General features: G+C 51.3%; 18 protein-coding genes. 15 read left to right on the forward strand and 3 right to left on the reverse strand.

The features are described 5' to 3' along the window. Positions 1–213 precede the first annotated feature (213 nt). Positions 214–570 (forward strand): DUF1304 domain-containing protein, encoded by a 357-nt coding sequence (locus tag KB449_RS00770; RefSeq protein ID WP_282906523.1) that lies wholly within the window; start codon positions 214–216, stop codon positions 568–570. Positions 571–613: 43 nt separating this feature from the next. Here KB449_RS00770 and KB449_RS00775 read toward each other — a convergent pair whose 3' ends face one another. Next, positions 614–1345, reverse strand: coding sequence for a class I SAM-dependent methyltransferase (locus KB449_RS00775; protein WP_282906524.1), 732 nt, complete (start codon positions 1343–1345; stop codon positions 614–616). Positions 1346–1655: 310 nt separating this feature from the next. Here KB449_RS00775 and ppc point away from each other — a divergent pair, with 310 nt between their 5' ends. The 8 genes from ppc to KB449_RS00815 all read left to right on the forward strand — a co-directional run bounded on the left by ppc (position 1656) and on the right by KB449_RS00815 (position 13448). Beyond that, entirely contained in the window at positions 1656–4448 is a 2793-nt protein-coding gene (gene ppc / locus KB449_RS00780) for a phosphoenolpyruvate carboxylase (RefSeq protein WP_282906525.1), read from the forward strand. Positions 4449–4804: 356 nt separating this feature from the next. Further along, positions 4805–5362, forward strand: coding sequence for an RNA polymerase sigma factor SigW (sigW, locus tag KB449_RS00785; protein ID WP_378123771.1), 558 nt, complete (start codon positions 4805–4807; stop codon positions 5360–5362). 114 nt (positions 5363–5476) lie between these two features. Further along, positions 5477–6085 carry a zf-HC2 domain-containing protein gene (locus tag KB449_RS00790; protein WP_282906527.1) on the forward strand — a complete coding sequence of 203 codons (609 nt, stop codon included), beginning with the start codon at positions 5477–5479 and terminating at the stop codon, positions 6083–6085. A 182-nt stretch (positions 6086–6267) separates the two neighbouring features. Further along, the gene (gene cdaA, locus KB449_RS00795) at positions 6268–7113 is read left to right on the forward strand and encodes a diadenylate cyclase CdaA (RefSeq protein WP_282906528.1); all 846 of its coding nucleotides are present in this window, start codon (positions 6268–6270) and stop codon (positions 7111–7113) included. Further along, a complete protein-coding gene (locus KB449_RS00800; protein WP_282906529.1) occupies positions 7106–8563 on the forward strand; it encodes a CdaR family protein in 1458 nt (485 codons plus the stop codon). The genes cdaA and KB449_RS00800 overlap by 8 nt, the downstream gene beginning before the upstream one ends. 58 nt (positions 8564–8621) lie before the next feature. After that, positions 8622–9962, forward strand: a complete 1341-nt coding sequence (glmM, locus tag KB449_RS00805) for a phosphoglucosamine mutase (protein ID WP_282906530.1) — start codon at positions 8622–8624, stop codon at positions 9960–9962. Positions 9963–10585: 623 nt separating this feature from the next. Further along, on the forward strand, positions 10586–12418 hold the full coding sequence (gene glmS, locus KB449_RS00810; protein WP_282906531.1) for a glutamine--fructose-6-phosphate transaminase (isomerizing): 1833 nt from the start codon (positions 10586–10588) through the stop codon (positions 12416–12418). 883 nt (positions 12419–13301) lie between these two features. After that, a complete protein-coding gene (locus KB449_RS00815; protein ID WP_282906532.1) occupies positions 13302–13448 on the forward strand; it encodes a hypothetical protein in 147 nt (48 codons plus the stop codon). An 804-nt stretch (positions 13449–14252) separates the two neighbouring features. On the opposite strand, the gene KB449_RS00820 is transcribed toward KB449_RS00815, so the two are convergent. After that, on the reverse strand, positions 14253–14846 hold the full coding sequence (locus tag KB449_RS00820; protein ID WP_282906533.1) for a VanZ family protein: 594 nt from the start codon (positions 14844–14846) through the stop codon (positions 14253–14255). Between the two features lie 68 nt (positions 14847–14914). Continuing rightward, entirely contained in the window at positions 14915–15391 is a 477-nt protein-coding gene (locus KB449_RS00825; protein WP_282906534.1) for a hypothetical protein, read from the reverse strand. 645 nt (positions 15392–16036) lie between these two features. Between KB449_RS00825 and KB449_RS00830 the strand changes: the two genes are divergently transcribed. The 6 genes from KB449_RS00830 to KB449_RS00855 all read left to right on the forward strand — a co-directional run bounded on the left by KB449_RS00830 (position 16037) and on the right by KB449_RS00855 (position 22243). Continuing rightward, the gene (locus tag KB449_RS00830) at positions 16037–17320 is read left to right on the forward strand and encodes a TnsD family Tn7-like transposition protein (RefSeq protein ID WP_282906535.1); all 1284 of its coding nucleotides are present in this window, start codon (positions 16037–16039) and stop codon (positions 17318–17320) included. Positions 17321–17330: 10 nt separating this feature from the next. Then, positions 17331–17615 (forward strand): DoxX family protein, encoded by a 285-nt coding sequence (locus tag KB449_RS00835; protein ID WP_282906536.1) that lies wholly within the window; start codon positions 17331–17333, stop codon positions 17613–17615. A 489-nt stretch (positions 17616–18104) separates the two neighbouring features. Continuing rightward, a complete protein-coding gene (locus tag KB449_RS00840; protein WP_282906537.1) occupies positions 18105–19166 on the forward strand; it encodes a hypothetical protein in 1062 nt (353 codons plus the stop codon). Further along, complete coding sequence (locus KB449_RS00845; RefSeq protein ID WP_282906538.1) at positions 19159–20838, forward strand: ubiquitin-activating E1 family protein; 1680 nt, start codon at positions 19159–19161, stop codon at positions 20836–20838. Before KB449_RS00840 ends, KB449_RS00845 begins: the two co-directional genes overlap by 8 nt. A 5-nt stretch (positions 20839–20843) precedes the next feature. After that, a complete protein-coding gene (locus tag KB449_RS00850) occupies positions 20844–21296 on the forward strand; it encodes an MPN domain-containing protein (protein ID WP_350356263.1) in 453 nt (150 codons plus the stop codon). After that, a complete protein-coding gene (locus KB449_RS00855; RefSeq protein ID WP_282906540.1) occupies positions 21290–22243 on the forward strand; it encodes a Pycsar system effector family protein in 954 nt (317 codons plus the stop codon). Before KB449_RS00850 ends, KB449_RS00855 begins: the two co-directional genes overlap by 7 nt. Positions 22244–22700 lie beyond the last annotated feature (457 nt).

Below are 22700 nucleotides of genomic sequence, written 5' to 3' on the forward strand. Positions count from 1 at the left end.
AGTTCTATCTAGAGCTGCATCGCCGGATCGCGGCACCAATAGAAGCGAAGAAGTTCTATCTAGAGCTACATCGCCGGACCGCTGCACCAATGGAGGCGAAGAAGTTCCCCATACCGCCCCGACGAGACGGAATAAATTTTTTGGGTTACTTCCGCTTGACGTTTGAACGGGCAATCGATGATATACTGGAGTCCATTAAAGGGAGGTCTCCATATGTTGGGTCAAATTTTTACGGGCTTGGTCGCCTTGGAGCATGTGTACATTCTGATCCTCGAAATGTTTCTCTGGACGACGCCGCGGGCGATGAAGTCGTTCGGCACGACGCCCGAAACGGCGGCGGCCACCAAATCGCTGGCCGCCAATCAGGGGCTGTATAACGGATTTTTGGCGGCCGGCCTGTGCTGGGGACTGCTGCATCCAAGCGCGCAGATCGGTCAGCAGATCGAAGTGTTTTTTCTGGCGTGCGTGTTGATCGCGGCCCTCTTCGGTGGCTTCACGGCGAAGCGGTCGATCCTGCTGGTGCAGGGACTTCCGGCCTTGATCGCGTTGGCGCTGGTGTTGTGGGCGTAGCGTCAAAAAAAGACGGCGAACCGCGAAGAGACAGCGAACCGCGTCATTCGTAGACGCGATGCCAGACGCCGGCGAACTCGGGCACGATCGGCGAGCCGCTAGCCGCGACCTTGTCCCCCGTCTCCTCGCCGAAGAAGAAGCGCGCAAGGCGCTCGGCCTCGGCGGCATCCGCGAACGTATAGTCGAACGGGAAGCATTCATGCGCGAACCCGTGGACGCGCTCGAGTGAATCGTAATAGTTGAGCAAAAAAACGGGCGGGTTCGGCGTTGCGAAGCCGGTGCCCATCGTTTCGAAGATGACGACGGTACCGCCTGGCCGCAGCACGCGGCGAATCTCGTCCAGGATGGCGGCGAGCGCAGAGCCGTCCGGGTCCGTGTCCGAGGCGGCCGAATAGGCGATGCTCCAGCCCGAGACGACGAGGTCGGCGCTGGCGTCCCCGGCGGGGATGCGCAAGTGCGTGCCGACGGCCGTGCGCCAGTTGTCCGCACCGGATGCCGTCAGCCTGGACGCCGCCACCTCGAGCATGGCGGACGACAGATCGACCGCCAGCACGCTGCGGGCCATGGCGGCGAGCGGCAACGTCAGCCGGCCGCTGCCTGCGCCGAGGTCGACGACGTCGAGTCCGGCCAGCGGCCGAATCGCGTTGATACGCGAGCCGAGCAAAGGCTGAGCGGCGATCAGCCGGTCGTACTGCTCCGCCTGGCTGCGGTAGATCTCGTCGTGGTTCGGCTCGGACGAGGGCGGGGGAGAAGACGAAGATGAATACGAAGTCATGGCGCTAACCTCCAGGCATACATAATAGGTATATATTACACGCCATGGCATCCTTCTGGATAGAGGCGGCGGAGGTGCCGGAAGTCGCCGCGAGGCCAGTTTGCTTTCCGCGGTCGCGTGATGCAAGGATCCGCATCCGGCGGGGATTCTTTTATGCGCAGAGCGGTCTCGCGGCACGATTCTCGGCTAACCCGATGCGGGTATATTATTTTTGAGGCTCAGAGCCGAGGGGCAGATTTTATAGATCATTTGTAGTATGATGTTTAGAAGATTGTTTAGCGTCGAAAGTCATGATTTTGAGGTGAATGGGATGACAGAAATGGCTACGGCTAGCCGCTCCTCGACCAACCATTTGCTGCGCCGGGACGTGCGTTTCCTGGGCAACATTTTGGGCGAAGTGCTGGTGCACCAGGGCGGCCGCGAGCTGCTCGACCACGTAGAGAAGATCCGGGAGACGAGCAAGGCGCTGCGTGCCGAATTCGTGCCCGAGCTTTACGAGGAATTCGTCAATACGATTACGGGATTGGAGCCGGGCGTTCGCCACCAGGTGATCCGCGCGTTCGCCATCTACTTCCAGCTCGTCAATATCGCCGAACAGAACCACCGCATCCGCCGCAAGCGCGACTACGAGCGCTCCGCGGGCGAGGCGGTGCAGCCGGGCTCTATCGAGAGCGCGATTCTGGAGCTCAAGGACAAGAACCTGCCGCTGGGCGAGGTGCAGGAGCTGCTGTCCGGCATTTCGCTCGAGCTGGTCATGACCGCGCACCCGACCGAAGCGATGCGCCGGGCCGTGCTCGACGTGCACAAGCGCATTGCCAACGAGATGATGGAGCTGGACAATCCGTCGCTCACCTACCGCGAGCGCGAGCGTCTGCGGGAGCAGCTGCGCAACGAGGTGCTCACCCTCTGGCAGACCGACGAGCTGCGCGACCGCAAGCCGACGGTTATCGACGAAGTGCGCAACGGCATGTACTTTTTCCACGAGACGCTGTTCAACGTGCTTCCTGACGTCTATGACGAGCTGGAACGCTGTCTGGCCAAGTATTATCCGGAGCAAAAGTGGCATGTGCCGACGTACCTCCGCTTCGGTACCTGGATCGGCGGCGACCGCGACGGCAACCCGTCCGTAACGGCCGACATCACCTGGCGCACGCTTAACATGCAGCGCAATCTGGTCATCCACAAGTACGAGACGCTCCTGAAGGCGCTCATGCGGAAGATGAGCTTCAGCACGACGATCGTCGACGTGAATCCGGAGCTGCTCAAGTCGATCGATCGGGAACGCGACACGGTCGAACTCCGCACGGTCGACAAGTGGACCAACGACAACGAGCCTTATCGCATCAAGATCACTTATATGATCCAGAAGCTCCAGAACATGCGCGAGGAGAAATTCAAGGGAACGACCCAGCGCTATCACCATGTGTCCGAATTCATCGCCGATCTGCAGCTGATCGACCGCAGTCTTCGGCACCACTACGCCGACTTTGTCGCCGATACGCATCTGAAGAAGCTGATTCGCCAGGTCGAGCTGTTCGGCTTCTATCTGGCTGCGCTAGACGTGCGTCAGCACTCTCAGGAGCACGAGAACGCGATGACCGAGGTGCTGGCGAAGGCAGGCGTCACGGATCGCTACAACGAGCTCGGCGAGGAAGAGAAGATTGAGCTGCTGCACGGCCTGCTGTCGGATTCGCGTCCGCTGCTGCACGCGACGGCATCGCTCAGCGAAGGCACCAAGGAATGCCTTGAGGTATACCGGACGATCTATCGCGCGCAGGAGGAATTCGGCGATAGCTGCATCACGACGTACCTGATCAGCATGACCCGAGGCGCGAGCGACCTGCTTGAAGTCATGGTATTCGCCAAGGAAGCGGGCCTCGTGCGCCGCACGCCTGAGGGCAAGCTCATCAGCTCGATCCAGTCGGCTCCGCTCTTCGAGACGATCGACGATCTGCATGCGGCGCCGTCGATCATGAAGACGCTGTTCGACCTGCCGGTGTACCGCGAAGCGGTCGCCGCCCGCGGCGACATGCACGAGATCATGCTCGGCTACTCCGACAGCAACAAGGACGGCGGCATGGTCACGGCGAACTGGGAGCTGCGCGTCGCGCTGAACAAGATCACCGAGACGGCCGGCGACTACGGCGTCAAGCTGAAGTTCTTCCACGGCCGCGGCGGCGCGCTCGGTCGCGGCGGAATGCCGCTCAACCGCAGCATTCTCGCCCAGCCTCCGCACACGATCGGCGCGGGCATCAAGATCACGGAGCAGGGCGAAGTGCTGACGTCCCGTTACTCGATGGAAGGTATCGCATACCGCAGCCTCGAACAGGCGACCAGCGCGCTCGTGAAGGCGGCGTACCTGGCGAAGCATCCAACGCTTGATCAGACGGCCGACGCGCATTGGGAGGAGATCCTCCCGTCGATCTCGGAGACGGCGCAGACCAAGTACCAGGATCTGATCTTCCGCGATCCGGGCTTCATGACCTTCTTCAAGGAGTCGACACCGCTGTCCGAGGTCGGCGAGCTCAACATCGGCTCCCGCCCGTCCAAGCGCAAGAACAGCGAGCGCTTCGAGGACTTGCGCGCGATCCCGTGGGTATTCGCCTGGACGCAGAGCCGCTATCTGCTGCCTGCGTGGTATGCAGCCGGCACCGCGTTCGATAAATACGTCGACGGAGATCCCGCCAAGCTGGAGACGCTGCGCCGGATGTACCGCGACTACTCGTTCTTCGCGACGCTCGTCGACAACCTGCAGATGGCGCTGGCCAAGGCGGATCTGCTCATCGCGCAGCAATACGCCGACATGATCAAGGACGACGAGATCCGCACGCGGATTTTCACCCTCGTCCAAGAGGAGTACGATCTGACCAAGCGCATCCTGCTGGAGATCACCGGTCAAGAAGAGATTCTGGACAACGTGCCGGTCATCCAGGAGTCGATTCGCCTGCGCAACCCGTACGTCGATCCCCTCAGCTACCTGCAAGTTCAGCTGCTGAGCGAGCTTAGACAGCGCAGGGATGAAGGCGAGGACGACACCGAGCTGCTCCGCGAGGTGCTGCTCACGATTAACGGCATTGCCGCCGGCCTGCGCAACACGGGCTGATCGGCGGCTATATATAGAAGCGGGCCCGGGCGCATGCCCGGGTTCTTTTTTTGACGAATCAATTCAGAAAGTTCGCCATCGGCTCGGATTTGTTCGCCTGTACGTCGCACGACAGAAAACGGCGTACAATTGCATTTCACGCCATCCGGACACATTCAAAAAGTCCCGTCTCCAAACGCGCGTCTTGATTTTTTGATACAGGTGCATTACCATTTTCTTGATCGCATCATGCGAAGGGTCTTCCCGACCCGGCCGGGCCTTGGCGTCCTGCTTGTCGGCATTCCGATGCCGGGCGGACGAGACGGGCCGAGCGCCGGGCGACCGGCGAAGAAGGTGAGGTTAACACGTTGAAGCCAATAGAGACGCGACTTGCGAAGCTGGCCCGCAAGGGGGATCAGCGCGCGTTCGCGGAGATCGTGGATTTATACAAGGACAAGCTGTACCATCTGGCTTACCGGATGATGAACAACCGGCAGGAGGCGGAGGACGTCGTTCAGGAGTGTTTCCTGCGCGTATACCGCAACCTGGACCGGTACGACGAGAACCAGAAGTTCTCGACCTGGATCTACCGGATCGCGACCAATCTGTGCATCGACCGCTTGCGCAAGCGCCGTCCGATCTATTCGCTGGACGCCGAGTCGTCGGAGCACGAGGGGCTCGACGGATACGCGATGCTGCCGAGCGACGACCGGACGCCCGAGAGCGAGCTGATTCTGTCGGAGACGCAGCGCATTATTCGGGATGCGATCGACACGCTGCCGGTGAAGTACAAGTCGGTGATGGTGCTGCGCTACCTGCAGGACATGTCGCTCCAGGAGATCTCCGACGTGCTGGACATGCCGGTGACGACCATCAAGACGCGCGTCCACCGGGGGCGCGAATTCCTGCGCAAGAAGCTGGAGCACAAGCTTTAGGGAATCGCCCATTTTTCCGCCAAAGATGAAACCGCCCCGAGACGGGGAACGTACAGTATAGAAGCATTCGCAAAGGAGGCTTTATGTTCTCCTGTGCAGAAAGGGATGGCTATCATGAAGTGCAACGATGCCGTGAAGCGGATGCACGAGTATCTCGACGGGGATCTGTCCCGCGAGGAGTCCGTGCTGCTGCAGCAACATCTTCGCGAATGTCCGGCCTGCGAGGCGCGCTACGGGGCGCTGGAGCGTACGGAAGCTTTGATATATGCCCAGCCTGTCCCGGCTGCGCCGTCCCATTTGTCCGACGCCATCATGAGCGCGCTGCCCAAGAAGCGGAGTCCGAAGGTATGGACCTCGTGGGTGCAGCGTCATCCGGCGGCTTCGGCGGCGGCGATCTTCCTGGTCGTCATGCTGTCCAGCTTCGTCGCGATGTGGAATCAGGACGATCAGCTCAGCCTGAGCGGAGACCTGTCGCACGTCGTGATCGAGGGCAACAAGGTCATCGTGCCTGCCGGCCAGAAGGTCGAAGGCAATCTGACGATCAAGAACGGCGAGGCCGAGGTACTCGGCGAAGTCGAGGGCAACCTGACCGTCATCGACGGCAATGTTACGCTCGCATCTACCGCGCACATCGCGGGCAAGGTGAAGACCGTGGACAGGGCGCTCGACTGGGCATGGTACAAGGTGACGACCTGGTTCGACACGGTGGCCTACGGGACATGACGGCCGCCGTCCGGCGGCCTTGGCAGGCGGCCTCCCTGGACATCGGGGAGGTTTTTTTGTATTCTAAACAGGATCTGAACAGGATTTAGAAGTACGTTTATAGAAAACAATATATACATATCCTAAGCGCAATCTGACAAGATTCGGGAAACCCGATCGAGACGCCAGACGGGGGGTGCGTCTTGGATTATTTCGAGAACTTAACGGTGTGGGGCGCCGTCAAGGACGCCGCCGACATCCTCATCGTCAGCTATCTTATATACCGCATGATCCTGCTGGTGCGCGGCACGAAGGCCGTCCAGCTTCTTAAAGGCATCCTGCTGCTCGTGCTCACCTGGGCGCTCAGCACGTGGCTTAACCTGTATACGCTCAAATGGGTGATGAACCAGCTGTTCCCGTTCGGGATTATGACGATTTTGATCATTTTCCAGCCGGAGCTTCGCAGAGCGCTGGAGCAGCTCGGACGCGGCACGCTCTTCAGCCGTTCCTCCCTGGAGGAGCACGACATCAGCCATCCGATCAACGAGGTCATTAAGGCCGTTCAATACCTCGCGAGGCGCAAGATCGGCGCGCTGATCGTTTTCGAGCGGCGCACCGGCCTTGGCGACTATATCGAGACCGGCATCAAGATGGAGTCCGCGATCAGCTCGGAGCTGCTCATCAACATTTTTATCCCGAATACGCCGCTGCACGACGGCGCCGTCATCGTGAGCGGCGGAGAGATCATGGCCGCGGGCTGTTATTTGCCGCTGTCCGAGAATCCGTTCATCTCCAAGGAACTCGGCACCCGGCATCGCGCCGCGATCGGCATCAGCGAGGTATGCGACGCGATCTCGGTCGTCGTCTCCGAGGAGACGGGGCATGTGTCGCTTGCGCTGAACGGGCAGATCGTGCGGGACATCAAGGAGGAGTCGCTGATCTCCAAGCTGTTCGACGAGCTCCGTCAGACGAGCGCGAAGAAGACGCGCCGGAGCTGGAATATTCCTTGGAAGTTCTGGCAGCGGAAAGGCGGTGACGGCCGTGGATAAATGGCTCAGCCATCCGAACGCCGTACGGCTCATCTCGCTGGCTCTCGGCATCCTGCTGTGGGCCGTCGTCCACTTCAATCCCGATTCGACGCCGAACAACGTCGCTTCGCTCATCGAGACGCGCACGTTCACAGACGTGAAGGTGCAGGTGCGCGGGCTGGACGACCAGAGCTATGTGCTCAAGAGCATGGACCCGGCCAAGGTCAAGCTGATCGTCCGCGGGACACCGAGCGACCTGCTTGCCGCGCGTGCCGACGGCGGTTATATCGTGGAGGCCGATTTAAGCACAGTCAAGGCGGGTACGCATACGATAACGCTAAGAACGGATCTGCCCAGAAGCATCCAGACGATCCAGGTCGAGCCTTCGACCGTGACGGTCGTACTGGAGGAGCTGCAGACCAAGGAATTCGAAGTGCAAGTCACGACGACGGGGACGCCCAAGGAAGGCTACAAGGCCGGCGCGCCGGTTCTTCGTCCGACCAACCGGGCGCACGTGACGCTGCCGGCGAGCGAGATGGACCGCGTCGACCATGTCGGCGGCTCGATCTCCATCGACGGCGCGGACAAGACGCTCAAGGACAAGAGCGTCAAGCTTGTCGCCTACGACGGCTCGGGACAGGAGATCCCGGGGGCGGAGGTCGATCCGGCCGTGCTCGAGGTCGAGGTGCCGATCACCAATCCGTTCAAGCAAGTGCCGATTCAGCTCAAGCTGATCGGCCAGCTGCCGGCCGGGCTCAGCGTCGCAAATCTCACGCCTAGCGCGGAGCAGGCGACGATCTACGGACCGCAGACGGAGCTGGACAAGATCGACTTTATCGAAGCCGATCTGAATCTGTCCGAGGTCACCAAGTCGGGCAAAATGGATATCGCGCTGAGCAAGCCCGATGCCGTAACGGAAGTGTCGCCGGCGGCGATCACCGTCGACGTTCAGGTCGTGCTCACGCAGACGCGGACGATTCAAGGCTTGCCGATCACGGTCAAGGGGCTGGGCAACGGCCTCAAGATGCAGATCACCAATCCGGCGGGCGGACAGGCGGATATTACGTTCAAGGGCGCGCCGGCCGTGCTCGACAAGCTGCAGCCGGGCGATGTGAGCGTCGAGGCCGACCTGAGCGGTCGAGGTCCGGGTACCTATACGATTCCGCTGAACGTGAATTCGCCGCGATTCGTCGACCAGAGCGGCGGCAATACGTCGATCGAGGTCGAGATCACGAATGTGGCCACCGAGCCGACGCCTACGCCGGGCTTGCCGAAGACGGACGAACCCGCTTCCGGCAGCGGCATCGAGCCGGATGGCAGCGAACCCTCCGGTACGGAGGCGGAAGGAACTGGCGGAACGGGCGGAAGCGCCGGCGGATCGCCGACGCCAAGCCCGACGATGGCGCCGACACCGACACCGACGTCGACATCGACGCCATCGTCATTGCCGACATCGTCGGATGGCGCTTAGTCGTCATAGTTTGATCGCATGGGGAGTATGAATTGGGGACGAAGGGGTCAAGTGAAGCATGGGGAAATATTTCGGAACGGACGGCGTTCGGGGCGTAGCCAACTTGGAGCTCACCGCCGAGCTTGCTTATAAGATCGGCCGCTGCGGCGGTTATGTACTTGCAGGGGGCGCGCAGCGTCCGAAGGTCATCATCGGCCTTGACACGCGCGTATCGGGCGCGATGCTCGAGAATGCACTGGCGGCGGGATTGCTCTCGATCGGCGCGGATGTTATCCGCCTCGGCGTCGTGAGCACGCCGGCGGTCGCGTATTTGACCCGCACGCTCGGCGCGGATGCCGGCGTCATGATCTCGGCCTCGCACAATCCGGTGCAGGATAACGGCATCAAGTTTTTTGGCGGCGACGGCTTTAAGCTGCTCGACGAGAAGGAAGCGGAGATCGAGCGTCTGCTCGATGCCGAAGAAGATACGCTGCCGCGGCCGATCGGCAAGGACCTGGGCACGGTAACGACGGATCTGGCGCTCAAGCGGATGTACGTCGATTATTTGAAGCTGACGGTGAAGCATTCGTTCGCCGGCCTGAAGATCGTGCTGGACTGCGCGCACGGCGCCGCTTACGAGCTCGCGCCGACGATTTTCCGGGAGCTGGGCGCGGAAGTGGTGACGATGGGCGCGGCGCCCAACGGCCTGAACATCAACGAGGGCGTCGGATCGACGCATCCGGATAAGCTAGCCGCGAAGGTTCTGGAGCTCGGTGCGGATCTGGGGCTGGCGTTCGACGGCGACGCGGATCGTCTCATCGCGATCGACGAGCGCGGCGAAGAGGTCGACGGCGACTATGTGCTGCTTATCTGCGGCGAAGCGCTGCGCCAGCGCGGCAAGCTCAAGCACGACACGGTCGTCACGACGGTCATGGCGAACATCGGCTTTTTCAAGGCCGCAGACAAGCTCGGCCTGACGACGGCTAAGACGGCTGTCGGCGACCGTTATGTCATGGAAGAGATGGTTCGCGGGGGCTTTAACCTGGGCGGAGAGCAGTCCGGACACGTTATTTTCCTCGATCACAATACGACGGGAGACGGCATTCTGACAGGGCTGCAGCTCGTCGACACGATCGCCGCTTCCGGCAAGAAGCTTGGCGAACTCAAGCAGGTCATGCGCAAGTATCCGCAGGTGCTCGTCAACGTTCGCGTCGCGGATAAGTCAAAGTATGACGGCAATGCGGCGATCGCGGCGGCCGTCGAGGCGGCGGAGTCGGCGCTCGGGGACAACGGACGCATCCTGGTGCGGCCGTCCGGCACGGAATCGCTCATCCGCGTCATGGCCGAAGGGCCGGACAAGGCTGAGATCGAAGGTCATGTCGAAGCGATTGCAGACGTGATTCGCGCGGAACTCGTGTAATTGACAGCATGCTGGCTCGCCCGGTGTCGAAGATGCCGGGCGGTGTCATTTCCTGGGCAATACGGTCATTTGGCGGAAAGTCGCGGATAAAGGTTGCGCCGGGTTTTCAAAACGAATATGATGAGTTAGATTATCGGCGCGAGCCGTGGGTAATAGGTTAGGAACGGGAATGTCATTCAAGAAGGAAAGGCAGGATCGGGGTCGTCAAGCAACATAAGCGCCAGAACTTGCCGCCGGCGCGCGGCGAGTTGACGAGGTGGAGGTGTTCGGATGATCGGCGGGGACCTCCCGGCCCAATCGGGGCCGTCAGCCGGAAGACAAATCGCTCAGGGCAACCGGGCGCACAATACGCCGGCACGATAAGAACAACCAATCGGAATCATACTATAGCGGAATGTCCGGCGAACCGGAGCACGGGGACCTCGACATGTCGTGGATATCGGGTAATGCTGATCCTGCGCAAGGCTGCGGCCGGCGGGACGCCTGCGAGGCGCTCGGGCCCAACTTGGCTTAGGGGATCTGCATGCATACCCCTGGTTGTCCGCGGTCTGCTATAGGCGTGCGGCAGCCTGACCGGCTCCGGTACGTCCATCGGACGTTGACCGAAGCGGAGGCATATATCAATGTGCGGAATTGTCGGATATATCGGATTTAGAGAGTCTCAGCCCATTTTGATCGAAGGGCTCAAGAAGCTGGAATACCGCGGCTACGACTCGGCGGGCATCGCCGTGCACACGGAGCGCGGGCTTGAAGTGACCAAAGCTGTAGGGCGTCTGGTCAACCTGGAAAACCGACTGACCGGCGATCCGCTGTGCGGCACGATCGGCATCGGGCACACGCGTTGGGCGACGCACGGCAAACCGTCGGATGCCAACTCGCATCCGCACACGGACAACTCGCTCAAGTTCTCCGTCGTTCACAACGGCATCATCGAGAACTATCTGGAGCTCAAGGAAGAGCTGATGCTTGCGGGACATCGCTTCCTGTCCGAGACGGACACGGAGGTCATCTCGCATCTGATCGCCGTCGAGTACGAAGGCGATATCGTGAAGGCCGTGCAGAAGGCCGTCCGCAAGATGCGCGGCGCGTTCGCGCTGGGCGTGCTGACCGAGCATGAGCCGGACCGCCTGGTGGCCGTACGGTACGCGAGCCCGCTCATCATCGGTGTCGGCGAAGGCGAGAAGTTCATCGCGTCGGATATTCCGGCGATCCTCGAGTACACGCGCGACATCTATATCCTTGAGGACGGCGAGATGGCTGTATTGACGCGCGACGGCGTGGAGCTGTTGACGGTCGAAGGCAATCCGGTCGCGAAGGAAGTATTCCGCGTCAACTGGGATCTGATGACGGCGGAAAAGGGCGGCTACGATCACTTCATGCTGAAGGAGATCTACGAACAGCCTCGCGCGTATCGCGACACGATGCGCGGACGCATCAGCGAGGACGGACGTTCGGTCGTCCTGCCCGAGCTGTCGATCACGGCCGAGCAGTTGCGCGCCGTGAGCCGCGTGCACATCGTCGCGTGCGGCACGGCGATGCATGCCGGCATGGTCGGCAAGACGGTCATCGAGCGACTGGCGCGCATTCCGGTCGAGGTCGACGTAGCGTCGGAGTATCGCTACCGTTCGCCGATCATCACGAAGGATACGCTCGTCATCGTCGTGAGCCAGTCGGGCGAGACGGCCGATACGCTGGCCGCACTGCGCGAAGCCAAGCGCTGCGGCGCCCGCGTGCTGGCGATCACCAACGTCGTCGGCAGCTCGGTCGCGCGCGAAGCGGATGACGTCATCATCACGCTGGCAGGTCCGGAGATCGCCGTCGCATCGACCAAGGCATACTCCACGATGCTGATCGCGTTTTTCCTGCTCGGGCTGTATATGGCCCAGACGCTCGGTACGCAGGATGCGGCGGAGATCGCGCACGTTCTGGCGGCGATGGACTCGCTGCCGGAGCAGGTCGAGCGCATTCTCGCACAGGCAGATACGGTCAAAGGCATCGCCGAGTCGATCGCGAAGTCGAGCAGCCTGTTCTTCATCGGCCGCGGCATCGACTACGCCGTCGCGCTTGAAGGCTCGCTCAAGCTGAAGGAAATCTCGTACATTCACTCCGAAGCGTACGCAGCCGGCGAACTCAAGCACGGCACGCTGGCGCTCATCGAGGACGGCGTTCCCGTCATCGCGCTGCTAACGCAGGAGGACCTGTTCGAGAAGACCGTAAGCAACATTAAAGAAGTGAAGGCGCGCGGCGCCGAGGTACTCGGCCTCGTGAACGAAGGCCATGAGGAGGAGTCGGCGAAGTCCGTCGACCGCCAATTCGCCATCCCGCGCACGCTGCCGCTGCTCACGCCAGCGCTGTCGGTTATCCCGCTGCAGCTGCTGTCCTACTATGCTTCGCTGGCGCTGGGGCATGACGTGGATAAGCCGCGGAATTTGGCGAAGAGCGTGACTGTCGAGTAATAAATCAAAGTGGGCCGTCGGTTGTGTTCGGTGACATTAAAGTTGGTGTCCAGACATTAATGTTGGTGTCCACTGCTGTTTGGAGCCAATAAATATCACCTAGAAATGGTTCCGATGATTAAAATCATTCGGGACCATTTTTATAAAGGCGGAGAAATCATGGATACCATAGGTGCAAGGATAAAGTATGTTAGGAAACTTTGCTGCGGGTAAAGCTCTCGCCTTTTAAACCAGTCTCTGAGGTCCTAGTAAAGAGATTACCCAAAATTAGCGGAGCACTTCTGGGGCTCTCTAAGAAACAAAGTAGTCCAGAAAGTTTCCCTGCTAACCATTTCTTAGACAATATGGCGATCGAAAAGGCACAAAAAGAACGAGAAAAACAAAAGCAACTCGAATATCTTTTCAAAGATCTAAAGATTAACGGATAGGAGTACAACTCATGTACCTAGTTGTCCCACTTCGTACCGCTGAGAAGCGAAACAGAAACGCAAATATGCTGATTCCTTGACCACCCTTTGAACAATTTCAAAGAGGTGGTTTCTCTTTTCAAAACCGCCAACCAATCACCGCGAATATAATGATTTGTACGAGTTGTACATAGCTTTATGCACATCAATACTTTATGTACATCATCCTTAGATAATAAGATCTCTTTTAAGTTAGGGGAATTTTATAAACTTCCATAAATATGTACATCAAAGTTAATTGAGATACTATGCAAATCGACAACAACAATTTTCGGAGCGATAAAAACAACACGCTGGTCAAGCCGACGGATAGGCGTATGGCGGCGCTCGTGGCCTCGTACAGCAAAGACCAGGTAACAAGCTCATACCCCCCCCCCCCCCCCCCGTTGCAGCGGGGGAATAGGAGGGTAATTCAGATGAATACTTTCGAAGAACAAACCGACTACCGTTTTGAACACGCGCCCAACCAGGTGCGCGCCTCGATCAACCTGAAACGGCCGACCAACGACACCGCTTTGTATAGGGGCTTTTGCAGGAGTACGGGTTTTCCTATTACGGCGTAATCCACGACTGGACGGCCGTATTCGGACAAGGCGGCACATTGTCGTGCTGCATCATTTCGTGGACGAGCAGCCGAGGTGGGGGCTTTACGGCAAGGATTCGGGGATCCATTATCGTCACCTGTCGATGGTTAGGGGCCTTGAGTGGTTTCTCGAAACGATTGCCGCAGCGGGATATCGAATCACCATTCCCAAGCAAGGCTCCGTCGACGCTCTGCTGCATGAAATTACCGGACCGTACAACTGGCATTATGAGTCCCCAGTTCACAAGCGAGTGCTCACGGCGCGTGACGAAAGTCTAAAAGGGTATATAACAAGAATTTCAGAAGCGAACTATAATTCTGAACCAAAATCGTTATACAGAGCATCAGGGCCCACAGTTATTTGTTCCTAAAAAGGCACTAGATTTAAAACAATTGAAAATGCTTATAGGGCATCCGGGCTTTGATGAAAAAGTGTTGTTCAAACAGGTCGAACCAATTTCAATGATCTGCCATTTAATATTAAGCACCACTTTTGGAGATTCGCAACATGTGCTGATAAGCAGAGGTTTTAGACCTTAATATGACAGGACAGCTCCAACATAGGAGCTGACCGGAAAGACAGCCGAAATAAACGGAGATTTTTATCCTGTTCGCCGTCCTGTAGTTTGTTTCAAGGTTGCCCAGGCAGTTTATTATGGGGCCAAACGACCGCAAAATACCACGAGCTTGCCAGTTCAACTTAAGTATGCGGGACTTGCGAAATGAAAAAGACTATGATGTCGTTTTCATCATAGCCAGTGACCCAGCAGGATTTTGAACGTATTTATTGTTTCCCTGTACTAGCATTATAAATAAACTGAGTAAGTTTGTTATGCTTGAAGTGTTCATCTATAAGCTTGGAGTAAAAAAGAGAAACAATTACAAATAGGACATATCCAATGATAACTCCACTCATGTTAAAGAATATGTCATTTATATCTATTATTCTGTAAAAATAATTCAGAATAAGTGAAATTGATAACTGTATAATTTCAATGCCTAAACCAAAAGCCAAACCCAAGAAAAAAATATTCAAAATATTTCTTCTTTTAAGATAATTAATTAAAAAACCTAATGGAACGCCCATAAAAGTGTTCAGAATATGCTCTCGTGTTAAAAGTGTAAATTTACTATCTACCCAAAGCGGAAAAAGATTTACGTTTGTGGAGAATGAAATCTGTTCACGCATGACTGACAAGTATTGCGCATTTACTGGAATGGGGAAAAGTGTATATTGAATTACAAATATAAAATATAGAAAAAGGGTACTCCAAAATAATATATACATGAAACTCTTTTTCTTGTATTTTAAAACAAAGATTGAAATGATAAGCACAGGTAAAAACGTTAAAAAAATGATGGAATCAAAGTTGATCACACCAATCTTCCTTTCAATGGTAATAAAGAACTGACCAATAAGGTCAGTTCTTTTAGTATTTAGTTAATTCAAGGTGTAAACGTACTTACCATCGTACCGGAACCGCTAAGATTATACCCGTCATCATTGTTCTTGCCGACTTCGATAAAGTACTCACCCGTAACGTCGCTGCTACCGTCTGCATCAAGTGCCCCAAAATTTTTATAAACGCTCACGTAGCCACCTACAGTGGTGCTAGGAGTAACAGAAAACGACGATCCTACTAATTCATTTGGATTCCAACCATTGTCATCCTCCCATAACCAAAAGGTAATAGGATTCGTTGTTGAATTAGCGCCGGCGTCCTTCGATGATGTAGTTACAGTGCCGCTAAAGACAACAGACCCATCATGTAAGCTGTGCACATTGCCATTATCTTTACCGTTAACATAACGGTTATTCATTTCAAAACCCCAATATTGAGTATCAGTTACCGCTAAAACTGGAATGGCTGTGATAGCCATAATTAAAGAAAAGAAAGACAACATAGCAATAAATTTTTTCACTTTATTTTCCTCCCTAATAATATCAAAGTGTATAATAGCCGGCCGGCATATTAACAAGGATTAATAAATTCTTATCTTCTTCTACAATATACCACTGGATAAAATTCTGTAAATAGCAAAATATAGGATTTTTTGTCGAATTTATGGGGTTGGTGATTCCGATCTCGAGATCAGAATCGCCAACATGATGTATATTCCGCACTTGCGCGGTTTACAAGATCACGCCGAACTTGACATCGGAGGACATTAAAGCGGGCAATTTTCCTGCGGCGAACTAATAGCCAGGTTCGAAAGTTTACGATATTAAACAAGTTGTCTTCTTTAAAAAAAGGCAGACTTTTGTCATTTAACATTGACTCGACTTCCTGCCAGTCATAAAGCATTAATGGAATCCATAGAGGATTTAGATTCATATTTAATTAGAGGTCTTAAACGAATTGTTCAAAAGCTAAAGAAGAAAAGTGGCTATCAGAATGTTTCTTTTGCTGCCCTAAAGTCGTATTCTCCATTGTACAAACAATGCAATAAAGATATGAAAATGAAAATAGAAAAATTATTAGATCAGTATAATTTAGAGGGTATTGAGTAACGGTTTAAGAATACGTGTAGGTTTGTAAGGGAAGAATATTAAAGAGGTGGTTACTCTTGATATCCTTCCCTTCAATTTATCCGGACGAGTTACTCTACAGTGCATTCGCTCGGTATCATCGGAACTCGGGAAATGAAAGTAGCAGGGAAACTATGAAAGAGCTTTTTGACAATCCATCCACATGTTCTTCGATATGGTTCCCATCCCAATTAACTGAATTAACTCGTCAGATACCTGGCCAGGTTTATGATCCAGATGAGCTGATTCAGAAGCATACTTTAATCCCCTACTTCGCTCCGTTTATCCCGCCAGAACGAGCCACAAGGCTTGTAGAAACCATCAAGACCTACGTTAGTTCAAGTGCCAATATGATATTGGGAAGGACTGCTTTTGCGGTAAAGCCGAAACTGAGGCTGTTTTATTGTGACCTTTGTGTTCGTGAGGATCGAGAAAAATATGGAGAGGCATATTGGCGACGCTCTCATCAAGTCGAAGGCGTTTATCTCTGCCCGGTGCATCATAATTGGCTAGTGCAATCCAAGATATCACACCAGATGCGATTGAGTCGTTACCGCTATATAATGCTCGAGCATGCTCTCCAAGAAGCCGGTGAGTCTTGTTTCTTTCCCAATCAAACATTGGATCACCTTCAGTTTATCTCCGAGCAAACACAATTCCTATTAGATAACCAATTATCATCACCGGGTTTACTTAACATCTCTCTATTCTATATATCCAAGTTACGTAGAAATGGGTTCATCTATCAGGCGAGTAATAGAATTAGGTGGGATAAACTGCTTGCCTCCTTTAAAGGTCATTATGGAGAGGCATTTTTAAGTGAGCTAAATGGAGAAGTCGGAAAAGAAGACAGTTGGTTACATAAGCTGCTAAGGAAACCTAGAGTGGCATGCCACCCGTTACGTCATATTTTGCTTCTTGGATTCTTGGGTGAGTCCGTCGAAAGTATGATGAATGAGATCTCGAAGGGATCCAATCAGTTTGATCCATTCGGCCAGGGGCCGTGGCCGTGTCTTAATAAAGCTGCGGATCACTATATGGAACAAACAATTACAAGTTGCAAAATCACCAGGGGTTCGAAGACGGGGAAACCAGTCGGAACATTTGCTTGTAATTGCGGTTTTGTTTATTCGCGAAGCGGCCCGGATATTATTGAAAGTGATCGCTACAGAGTTGGAAGAGTCAAAGAGTTTGGTGACGTTTGGATTAAGAAGTTGGCCGAAATGTCGAATCAAGATTTGGCAGCTAGAAGCCAAGCTAAATTGTTGGGTTGTGATCCTCAAACAGTAATCAACCAACGAAAGCTGCTAATTTTTAAGTAGGATACATCCGTTGTTTCAATTCCTGTGGGGCGCCGTCTTGATCTGCGTCATCATGCTGGGTGCCGTCGGCTCCCACCTGCGCGCCAAAGACAAGTTCGGCGCGATTGTGCCTGCGCTGGTACTTGCCGCGCTCGCCATCGTGCTCGCCTCGCTGCTCGGCTTCGCGCTGGGCGACTTCCCGAAACTGAAGATAACCGCGGAAAGAAGATCCAGAAACGATCCACTGGTCACTTTGATGGTATTGAAGAGCGATAAGAATCTATCTTCAGGCAAGGCACTCCGTTTTCTTACATAGAACATTCGCCGCTTTTAAGCGGGCCTAAAAAAGTATCATAAAGGACCGGTACTGAATGAATTTAAAAGACCCAAGCGCACGGTCATTTAGACCATGAGCGTGGGTCTTTTAACTTTTTAAAACTATCGGAAGGTTTTCGGTCTAGACTACACATCGATCTTAAATAGCTAAAGTAAATTGCTAGGGGAGAATCGCTGAACGACAAAAAACGACATTTAGTTCTTCTACTTTTAAAAACACTATATATAGTAGTGAATTTGAACCAAAAATTGACACCAATAGGTTATTTACATATAATAGAAAGGATAATAGACCTATCTGTCACTGTTTTTGTGACTGTAGGCCTTATAAGAAAGGAGTATACATATTGGGCAGGAAATCTAATTACAAGCAAGGGAAAACATACTCGACACTATGTATTTCTCTCTCTGTTTGTTGAATCCTGCTTCTTCACAAAAAATTCACAAAATAGCGAGAGGAAGGCGTTATATGAAAGGTAGTAAGTATAGGTCGATAACTAAATCATTTGAGAGGTATCTTTTCAGGACTAATCCATTGTATACGGTTCTGAACACATCGTCGCAAAAAAATGCAGAAGAAACGGAAATAGAAAAGATTATCACCAAGGAACTTGAGGAAGACTTTAAAATTGGCGGTCATGTTGACTTTGATTATCTACTTGAGCAACTTAAGAAAGACGAGGACTTTATTGCTGATAACAACCGGGTGACTGACGTTAAGTTTTGTGCGGTTTTTATTGATTTGCGCAATTTTACACGCCGGGCAATGTTTCTCGAAGATCCTGGAGTAGAAACACTGTCAGAAATTGCCGATATGAAACAAAATGCGATCTCCATTTGGATTAAGTTAGCCCGGTTTTACCAAGGACACATTCATTCAATTACTGGTGATGGTCTTATGGTGCTCATGGGTGGCCGGCAACCTGAAGATCAGGATGAATGGACCCTAGGAGCAAGGGCTTTTCTATTTGCGCTAAGAGTGCTCGAAAGTAACGACAGATTAAATGAAGAGTTGAAGCAAACTTTAAAATCAAAAGGTAAGGAATCACATATCAAATCGGATAATTTACTTGATATTAAAGTAGGGGTGGAATATTCGCCCAATACTCTCGTTAATACTCAAGGAGTAATTGTCAATAACAATGGCATCCTCAAAGCTGTGGGAGAAGTAAAAGCTACCTCGTTTGAGGTTGATTTTTCTGCAAAGTTACTTGGATACTACGGTGACGCTAAGAAGCAAATCGAAAACTCGCCTAAGTATGGTCGGTTGCTCATGGTGGGCGAAAAGTATCTGGAATTGATGGAATTCAATGAAGCTATAGATGTGTTAAACGCAGGAACTTACGAGAAGCAAATGTATGATATCAAACAAAAGCGGACTGTCCGCGCGCTTGATTTAAAAGAATATAAACAAACAGTGCTCACGATTGAAAACGTTGCTGCTCTCTGTAATGTATATGATGACTCAGAAGAGGCTCGTAGTGTGATTCAGACTATAGCACGCGAGCAAAAGATAATTCAACATGGGTAACATGATTGAAGCGACTATTGCGGAGCTTCAAACTTTAGGTTTCGTACTATCTGGCTCTGTTTTTGAAGGGCGAGTACCAGCAAAAGGAGATATCGACGGTATGTATATTACCGTCGGTATTTCCCTGCAAGGGTACCCTTACAAACAGCCAAATATTCGATTGTTAAAAATTAAAGAGGAGTCGGAACTCTACCGGGTTATTCCAAAGACATGGCGGCATATTGATGAATGGTTAATTACTCTGGATAGCAGGGATTCACAATTTTACATTTGTTGCCTTCATAATTGGAATGCAAAGGATGCCTACAAAGGGAAATTTATATATCTAAGAATTTTAGAATGGCTGAGATCTAACGTTATGAGAAAATGGAAAGTTGATGAAGATCTACCGAGTTGGCGTATACTTCCGCAACTTAGTAGCAAAACTCTCTTTATTGATGAGAAGGCGCTAGTTGAGTTGCAAAAACATGAACCCAAAACAATTTATACAGGAACCATGTACCATCAGCCCTACAAAATGCATTCTTTGAAGAAACGAAAGCAAATTGTCGATGGAAGCGAATGTTTATTATCTGAAATCAGTCAAGATGATACTAGACATTATTTTTCTTTTATTAATGCCGGAGAAAGATTGTCTCAAATTGGGTCTCAATATTTAACTAAAACAAATGTGCAGACTTCAAAACTACGTTTTATTAGATTGCCAGCTGCTTATCAATTTAAAACAATTTATCAGCTACTTCAAACAATCGTTGTTAACTTTGATTGGAAATCATTGCTCGAGAAACAGGAGCTCACGATCCCGCTGTTAATTATGTTCAAAGGGGATGCTGGTAAGAGAGAGGTAATAATGATTCTTCTTGATCGCGCTTGCTTCGATGAGTCCACAGGAGTAATTGCTAATAATCAAGTGCTGTATATGAACGTGGATTCATTGCCTGCTAAGTCGGAGGGGATATCTAAGTGTATTGGAGTACTGGGGATTGGTACTTTAGGTGGCTATGTTTGTAACCTATTAGTAAAGAAAAACGCATATAAGTTATTTATAAGCGATCCAGACGAGCTGAGGTTGCATAATATCGATACACACGTTTTGGGATCCTTCTACTTGGGAAGGTCTAAAGCAAATGGTTTAGAGGCATTATCAAATATTTTTAATCAATATAATAATTTAGAGGTAATGCAAGATGATACAGAGGTAGCACTTAAGAGTGAAATTCTGGTTGTAGTGGTGGGAGATAATCAATCTTTTGATCGTATTCTTAGAGATTTAGTAAATAGAAGGTATGACAAGCCAGTTATTTGGGCCTGGATGTCTTCTAAAAATATTTTACAGGATATAGTTATGACAACACCAGATACCGGATGCTTGAATTGTTATTATATGTCATTAAGTGATATAAAGCTACGATTTAAAGCGATGGAGGAGATTGATCGTACTATTGTACATACGTTCGACTTTTGTGGAAACTCCCATACTATTTCCTCTATTGAGAAGACAAATTTACTTTCAGCACAGATAGCTGCTTTAATTGAATATTATTGTAAACATGATAAGTTTCCATATGGATTCATTAATATCTACTGGGGAGAAAACGAACCTATACCGATATATGAAACCGGAGAACTTGCCCGCAAATCAGAGTGTTTTTGTGGTGGGGGACAACTGTGAGAAAAATGATCGTCACTAACCAGGTAATTCGGTTGTTAAAGGAGCAAGTGGAAAACCGTAATGTTGAAATGGGTGGGCTTCTTTACGGTAAATTAAACCCAGGATGGATACGTATTGAGAATATCGGTATTTCGGGTCCACACTCGAAGCAGACTCCCGATTATATTTCTTTGGATATGGACTTTGTACGAAAAGAGAGCATGGCCAAGGCCCAAGAGCAAATGCTTGCCGTGGGTACTTGGCACTCCCGTCCTCCGGGTGCCTTATTAAAGCCATCCGCTTTGGATACTAAAATGATGAACATTTTTAGTTCATATTATAAAAAGCCGATGTTGCCGGTGTTTTGCATTTGTTCGTATACAAATAAAAGTTTTAGCTTAGTATGGTATGAGGTAAGCAGCTTGGGTTTACCCAAAGAAGTATCTGTATCTTGCTATGAGGAGAAACCAATTTGCTGAATACAAAAATTGATGATAAAGACATGTACAAGTACAAATTGGATTTTATCTATAAGGCCATCGACGATACACAGAATGGAATTCGTTTTGCAGATACAAAAGCTGCGGCAATAGTTGCATTTTGGGGGTTGATTTGTACAATAATTGTTCGAACTGGGAAGGATTTAGTTGAGCACATATCGCAGCTTAAAAGTGGGGCGGAATTTTTACTTGTATTAGGTTGTCTGCTTGTCTGCATAATATCTTTTATTCAAAGTATCTGGCTCGTCTATCTTAGCATAAATCCAAGATCAAATCCCTCACGCCATATATACAAAAGTAGCCTTCAGCCTAAAGGCTTGTTCTACTTAGCGGAAATGAACTCACACACCGACTTGTTTAAACTCCTTAGAAGTGACCCAAAAGTGAAACTGAAAATGCCTCTAAATGATTATGTATCAAAAATGTCCTCGTTATCTGGAGAAGAATTGTATAGTGAGCTTGTTTTCGAGCTTCAAAAGGTGTCGTTTATACGAAACTTGAAGTTGGCGAGAGTTGATAATGCTATTAAGGCGGTACACCGTTTCTTTATAAGCTGTTTGCTTGTTATTAGTCTGTTAGTTGGTAACTATATCAGTGGCATAAAAGGATTACCATCACTTGATTTTAAGTTAAATGTGGAACTCAGTTTAATCTTTATTGGAATGCATATACTCCTGGAATTCGTGTATAAATATTTGCCGGAAAAGGATACAGTCCATCTTTTAGGACCTTTATTTAAAGCGGCATTTTTATTTGGAACAGTGTTGATTATTATGGGCACTTTTCACTGGCCTTATTTTATTATTTATATAACAATGCAATACGTTCTACAAAAGGATTATTTGTTTGGTAATAGTAAACTCAAGTGGTTATTAAAGAGAATCGCTCCGATTATTATAATTATTCTGATTAGCTTAACGTATTAGAATTGTGCTTAAAATTGATCACTAACTATAATGTAAATATTGAACACCAACATTAATGTAATTGGGGTGACAAGGGCCGTTGCCCAGACACCAACAATAATGTAATTATAAAGCTGAGCAAAACTCCGTTAATTCGTTGTTATTGCTGGATTCTTTAGACACCAACATTAATGTCACTGAACAAAAGTTGATTAAAAACTCCCTGGTTCACATTGCCAGGGAGTTTTTTGATTACCTTGCGATTGTGATCTAGTTGTTAGAAAATATTGTGCTGTGATCTCCTTTGTCGATTCATTCCAATTGTTCTGAGAAAATAAAGTATGACTGGTGGGGGGTATTAAGCGGGCAGGATAGCTAAATCACACGAAGATGAAGGCTAATAATAAGCCCGAGTTCGCGCTTATCCGACCGCCCAACCAAGAAAATGTCCGTATCCGAAATTCGTGAGATATTTATG

The organism is Cohnella hashimotonis (genome assembly GCF_030014955.1).
GTDB lineage: Bacteria > Bacillota > Bacilli > Paenibacillales > Paenibacillaceae > Cohnella > Cohnella hashimotonis.